This is a genomic window from Kovacikia sp. CALU 1929 (assembly GCF_056784235.1).
The window spans coordinates 1-5468 of record NZ_JBXBCF010000122.1 but is presented as its reverse complement, the minus strand read 5'-3'; the positions used below and the strand labels follow the sequence as shown (position 1 = coordinate 5468).

Annotated in this window: 6 protein-coding genes and 1 pseudogene; 6 read left to right on the top strand and 1 reads right to left on the bottom strand. The window is 50.4% G+C overall.

Features of this window, described 5'->3' with window-relative positions; genetic code table 11:
• Positions 1-96 precede the first annotated feature (96 nt).
• Complete coding sequence (locus AC1S52_RS33380; protein WP_482033367.1) at positions 97-267, top strand: hypothetical protein; 171 nt, start codon at positions 97-99, stop codon at positions 265-267.
• Between the two features lie 433 nt (positions 268-700).
• Positions 701-1231: a DM13 domain-containing protein gene (locus tag AC1S52_RS33375; RefSeq protein WP_482033366.1), complete on the top strand. Its 531-nt coding sequence runs from the start codon at positions 701-703 to the stop codon at positions 1229-1231.
• Between the two features lie 200 nt (positions 1232-1431).
• Here AC1S52_RS33375 and AC1S52_RS33370 read toward each other — a convergent pair whose 3' ends face one another.
• Positions 1432-1611, bottom strand: a complete 180-nt coding sequence (locus AC1S52_RS33370) for a hypothetical protein (RefSeq protein ID WP_482033365.1) — start codon at positions 1609-1611, stop codon at positions 1432-1434.
• 300 nt (positions 1612-1911) lie between these two features.
• Between AC1S52_RS33370 and AC1S52_RS33365 the strand changes: the two genes are divergently transcribed.
• From AC1S52_RS33365 to AC1S52_RS33350, 4 genes and pseudogenes are all read left to right on the top strand, one after another.
• Positions 1912-2331, top strand: a complete 420-nt coding sequence (locus tag AC1S52_RS33365; protein ID WP_482033364.1) for a DUF3110 domain-containing protein — start codon at positions 1912-1914, stop codon at positions 2329-2331.
• Positions 2332-2441: 110 nt separating this feature from the next.
• On the top strand, positions 2442-3359 hold the full coding sequence (gene murQ / locus AC1S52_RS33360) for an N-acetylmuramic acid 6-phosphate etherase (RefSeq protein ID WP_482033363.1): 918 nt from the start codon (positions 2442-2444) through the stop codon (positions 3357-3359).
• A gap of 108 nt (positions 3360-3467) precedes the next feature.
• Positions 3468-4967, top strand: a complete 1500-nt coding sequence (locus AC1S52_RS33355; RefSeq protein ID WP_482033362.1) for a family 10 glycosylhydrolase — start codon at positions 3468-3470, stop codon at positions 4965-4967.
• A gap of 275 nt (positions 4968-5242) precedes the next feature.
• Positions 5243-5406: pseudogene (locus AC1S52_RS33350) on the top strand (transposase); the annotation flags it as partial.
• Positions 5407-5468 lie beyond the last annotated feature (62 nt).

Genomic DNA, 5468 nt, shown 5'->3' with positions numbered 1-5468 from the left:
GGAGTATTTAGAGCATCATCGGAGTCCATCGAATCAGGAGCGCGATAACTTCCTACTTGAGTAGATTAACTTGGGCTTTCAGCCCTTTAGGAACCTATGCACTTTCAGTGCATAGTGGTTCAGTTCACACCTGATGGAGAACTGATTCCTACACCAGAAGAAGTTGCCTTGCAAGAACGTTCACAGGTTGAAGCCGCTCAAAAACGGGCTGATAAGCCTGCAGAACAACTACGATCGCTCAGCATCAACCCTGATCAAATCTTGTAAAGAACGGCGTTGCTGATTCTGGGTATGAATTAGAGGCAGTATGAATTGAAACTTCATTCCAATTTATAAGTGGTGGTTCAAATTAATTGTAAGAAGGGAGAGTGGGGGCTGCGCCCCCAGGCAAGGGGTTCCACCCCCTCCACCCCCAAAACAATCTTTAATTTAATTACACCCAGCTACTTACTGCTATTCAGCAACACCCATAAAGGAACAGAAAGCCTGCCTTAGATCTCAGGAAAATCTCATGATTTCTAAATCTATCCTTCAGATTCCTATCATTCCCACTCAGGGTTCGCAGGCAATTATTGAAAGAAATCTGACAGATGGCTCTTAAAGTCTATGCCCGACGAAGGTTAAGCAAAAGACCAAAATCCTAGCCATCTCATATCCCAACTCTGCCTGTTCCTTTACTGAACTCAAGGATCTTCCACTGATGAAAACTCGCCATCTCTTAACTTTGGGATTTGCTGCCACATTCATGGTTAGCTGTGCTGGAAATTTACCTGCAACCCAGTCTGATACCAGCCCAATGGCCGAGAAACCTGCCGTTGAAGCTAATTCAGCTTCATCAGAAACCCAGGCTGCTGACCAGCTAGCGAAACAGGTCAAGTCCCAGTCTGGTAGTTTTGTTTCTGGGGAACACCGAACGGAAGGGACTGTTCAGGTTGGGATGAAGGACGGTAAGACTTTCGTTGAGCTTGGTCAGGGATTCAAGACCTCCGACATGGGACCAGATCTAGTGGTTGCATTGCATCGTTCTACGGATGTGATTGGTTCGACACAGCCCCCCGCCTATCCTTTGAAAGAAGGGGAGTATGTGGTGATTGCCCCACTTAAAAAGTTTAGTGGCGCTCAAAGCTATGAGATTCCCAACAGCATTGATTTAGGCAGTTACCAATCGGTGGTGATCTGGTGCCGCAAGTTCAACGCTACCTTTGGGGCAGCGACGTTGGGAAAGAGTTAGCAGGTGAGCAAGAATGCAACGGTGCTCTGCTTTTAGTGGAAGGCAGGGGAGTAAGGTCGGGGGGGTGGATTGGATTGAATACCCTTGAGCACCACTAAAAGTGGATGGATCCTAAAAGTCCTCGGTTTCTGTGAAATCGAGGATTTTTAGGATCCACCTTGTTTAAACGCCTACTGTCCACCGAAATATTGATTTCCTGATTACTCACAGCGACCGTCATACGGTGTGAAATCTTTCACCAGACAGCGCTCCAGAAGTTGAATATTATAGAGTCGCCAGAACAATATAGGATTCAAGACTGTCCTGGTGCCAGGGCTAAAGACAGGCTGGTTGAGGAATTTCCAGATGGGAAACTTGATGGTTTTGAATTGTGAGAACATAGGGGGGTTTCCAAATAGCACAGGAGATGGGCAACACGAACCGCAACTGAACCACTGCTTATCCGGCAATGCCTCAATGCAGGTAGTCGTAGGGTGCGGGGGGTGGTTTGCCAATACAACAATGGCAAAATCTTCTACAAATCCCCCTGTCAGGATTGCGGAATCTCCCCCTCTGGTTTGGTTCGATATCTGTAATTCTATGGAGACGTTTATAGTTACTGTCGTGATCGAGATTAACTTTAAGAACTTTTTGAATAGGTTTTAAGATTGAGTAACGGTAGGTGAGAGAAGTCTTTAGCCATGCAGGTATTTGTTTTACTGTTTAATGCCAGAACAGAGAATGAAGGAATTCATACCATTCGGATTGGCGATCGCAACTGGGTCTTGATGTTTGAGGCAGAAGACGATGCTACCCGGTATGCGCTCTTGCTGGAGGCACAGGACTTCCCAGAGCCTTCGATCGAAGTCATGGAACAGGAAGAAATTGAAGAGTTCTGTCAGAGTGCCGGGTATGACTGCCAGGTTGTTCCCAGTGGCTTTGTACCTCAAAGTGATGCCGATCGCCTGCTGATGGTTCCCCCAGAAACCAACTTAGAGGAAACCGACTGGCAGATCGATAAACAGAAAGAAGATGAGTGGCAACCGGAGGAACCTCAACCCGAACCCATCGCAGATGCAGAGTTAGAGCGGATTCGGCGACAGTTAGAGGGGCTGTTGTGAAGTCAGAAGGGTGAAGGATGAAGGATGAATGGAGGTAATTCAAATGCTCCCCCAAGGGTAAAGCAGAAGTATGGGTGGCGGAGCCGTTCCGGCAGAGTAGGATAGAGTCTATGCACAATTTAGAGGAACGGGGTCACCTGTTGACTGAGCAGGCAAACCCAGAGAGCCAGAACCTTGACCAGTTAACTTCCCTGGAACTGGTTGATCTATTTAATCGTGAAGATGCCAAGGTGGTGGCTGCGATCGCTGATGCCAGACCAGCCCTGGCTGATGCCATTGATCGAATAGCGGCGGCTTTGCACCAGGGAGGGCGACTGTTCTACGTGGGAGCGGGTACCAGTGGTCGGTTGGGAGTGCTGGATGCGGCAGAGTGCCCTCCGACTTTCTGCACACCGCCAGAGCAGGTACAGGGGATTATTGCTGGAGGGGCGGCGGCGCTGCTACGCAGTTCAGAAGAGATTGAAGATCGGGCGGAGGATGGAGCAGAGGCGATCGCCCATCATCACATTACCAGTCAGGACGTGGTAGTGGGCATTACCGCCGGGGGAACCACTCCCTATGTTCATGGTGCATTGAAAGCCGCCCGTCAGCGGGGAGCGACGACGATCTTCATCGCCTGTGTTCCCATTGAACAGGTGAACGCCCAGGTCGATGTGGATATTCGTCTGCTGGTTGGTCCAGAGGTGCTGGCAGGCTCAACCCGACTGAAGGCAGGCACCGTAACCAAACTGGCACTCAATATCCTCTCTACCGGAACAATGGTGCAACTGGGTAAGGTTTACGGTAACCGAATGGTGGATGTGGCAGTTACAAACAAAAAATTGCACGATCGCGCCCTTCGTATTCTCTGCGACCTGACCGACCTCAGCCGAGAAGAGGCAGGCTATTTACTAGAACGGAGTGGGCGTCAGGTTAAACTTGCTCTGCTGATGCACTGGACAGGCTTGGAGAAGGAAGCGGGCGAAAAGCGACTGGCAGACCACCAGGGAAATTTAAGAAAAGCCGTCAAAAATGCGATCAACCAGTAGAGGCTGAACCAGAGGCTGAAACAAATTCAGCCATGATCAAATCAGCCATGATCAAAATTAAGGGAGGCGTTACAATAGCTCGACCCTGATATTCATCCATGAGATCTGATGTTCTGGAATCGTTTCTATCAGCGTTTGGTCGCGATCGCCCTCACTACCAACCTGGCTCACCTGGCAATACCAGTCAGCCCATCCCTGGCACAAACAGGAGACGAGTGCCAGCTATCCACCCCAGACCGGGTTCAAAAACAAGCCCTCTTGCAGGCAGCGGTAACCGGAGATACGGCTGCTCAGCAAGCCTATCAAACTCTGATCAATCAACATGCAGAACGGTTAAGCCTGTGCCGCCGCCATAGCTGGTTACAGACTCAGGCAACCTGGCTGCGTCTATATCCCTGTGATAGTAAACCTGGAATGCTGGATGCTTTGTTTGATGAAATGGTCAATCGAGGCTATAACCAGGTCAACATTGACGTGTTTTCCAACGGGCAGGTTTTACTACCCTCGGCAAATAACCCCACCGCCTGGGCATCCTTACTCCAAGAACCGGGTACCGAAAATCTAGACCTGCTGGCACAGGCAATTCAGAAAGGACATGAGCGTGGGTTAAAAGTTTATGCCTGGTTGTTTAGCTTAAATTTTGGTCATGCCTACGCCCATCATCTAGAGCGGCAGCAAGCACTTGCCCGCAATGGGGAAGGTGAAACGACCGTCAGCGCTGCCCTAAAAGCCAGCTTCACTACGGGAAAAGATCTCACCAGTGTGAATGAGATTTTTGTAGACCCCTACAACCCGCAAGCAATCGGTGACTATCAGCGGCTTGTGCAGGCAATTCTTCAGCGCAGACCCGATGGGGTTCTGTTTGATTACATTCGCTATCCCAAGGGGATAGGAGCCGCCTCCGTGGTTAGCCGGACTAAAGATTTGTGGATCTATGGAGATGCCTCTCTGCAAGCCCTGTATAACCGCGCCCAAAATCAAAAAGGGCAAGAACTGATCCGGCGGTATGTCGCCCAGGGCTACCTGACTAATGCCGATTTGGCTGCCGTTGATCAGCAGTTTCCCAACGAAAAGGAACCGCAATGGCAAGGGCGATCGCCCTCTATTTCATGGTCGGCTCCCCCCTCTCAACGAATCCCAGCACTGAATAAGGAACTGTGGAACCTGGCGGTCACCCATGCCATGCAGGGTCCGGTCGAGTTTCTTGCCTCTGCCACTGCCCTGGTGCAGCAGCAGGGTATTCCGGCAGGAGCCGCTTTTTTCCCAGAGGCAAATCAGACGGTTGGCAAGGGCTTCGATTCACGGTTGCAAAGCTGGGAGCGATTTTCCGGTTCGATTGAATGGCACCCAATGGCTTATGGAGTCTGCGGTGACACCAGTTGCATTGTGTCACAGGTGAAGAAAGTGCTTGACCAGGCACCCCCCGGAACGCAGATTGATCCTGTACTCACTGGCATGTGGGGGCAGGCAACCCCAGAACGCCCGTCACTGGAAGCTCAAATGGCAGCTTTGAGATCGCTTGCCTCACCCATCCGGTCGATCAGCCATTTTTCTTTTGGCTGGCAAGAACCCCAATGGGAGCGCGATCGCAAGTTCTGCCGCCTTTAGGAGTGAGTATTGACATCATCCATAGAGGCAGGTTTCATCCAAACTTCTTCCCTTACCCCAGATTCACAAAATCTGCCTACTCTCTAGTGCTCTGTCAAATTTAATTTGACAGGTAGCAAATACCAGGAAGTTAATGATGGCTAAATTTTGACGGGTCTACGACCCGTCAAAATTTTCCTGACGGAACACTAGGGCGTGTTTTAAAACCTTTTGGCATCATGGAGATAGTGCGGACGTACTAAGTAATTTCCATGATTCTCCCACCACAAAAGCAGATCCGTCGGGGTGAGATGACTGATCAGCCGTGGAATCAGATCAAACCCCTGCTGCCCCCCAAAAACCGCCTACTGGATGTCCTGCCAAAGACCATCGCGCCATCATCAATGGCATCTTGTGGATTCTCAGAACGGGTGCCCCCTGGCGCGACTTGCCGAGTCGCTAGGGGTCGTGGTCAACTGTTTCTGGACGGTTTTACCACTGGCGCAAAATTGGCTTATGGCA

Coding starts and splice junctions, on each gene's coding strand:
- AC1S52_RS33380 (WP_482033367.1), top strand. CDS start 97: ATGCACTTTCAGTGCATAGTGGTTCAGTTCACACCTGATGGAGAACTG.
- AC1S52_RS33375 (WP_482033366.1), top strand. CDS start 701: ATGAAAACTCGCCATCTCTTAACTTTGGGATTTGCTGCCACATTCATG.
- AC1S52_RS33370 (WP_482033365.1), bottom strand. CDS start 1,611: ATGTTCTCACAATTCAAAACCATCAAGTTTCCCATCTGGAAATTCCTC.
- AC1S52_RS33365 (WP_482033364.1), top strand. CDS start 1,912: ATGCAGGTATTTGTTTTACTGTTTAATGCCAGAACAGAGAATGAAGGA.
- murQ (WP_482033363.1), top strand. CDS start 2,442: ATGCACAATTTAGAGGAACGGGGTCACCTGTTGACTGAGCAGGCAAAC.
- AC1S52_RS33355 (WP_482033362.1), top strand. CDS start 3,468: ATGTTCTGGAATCGTTTCTATCAGCGTTTGGTCGCGATCGCCCTCACT.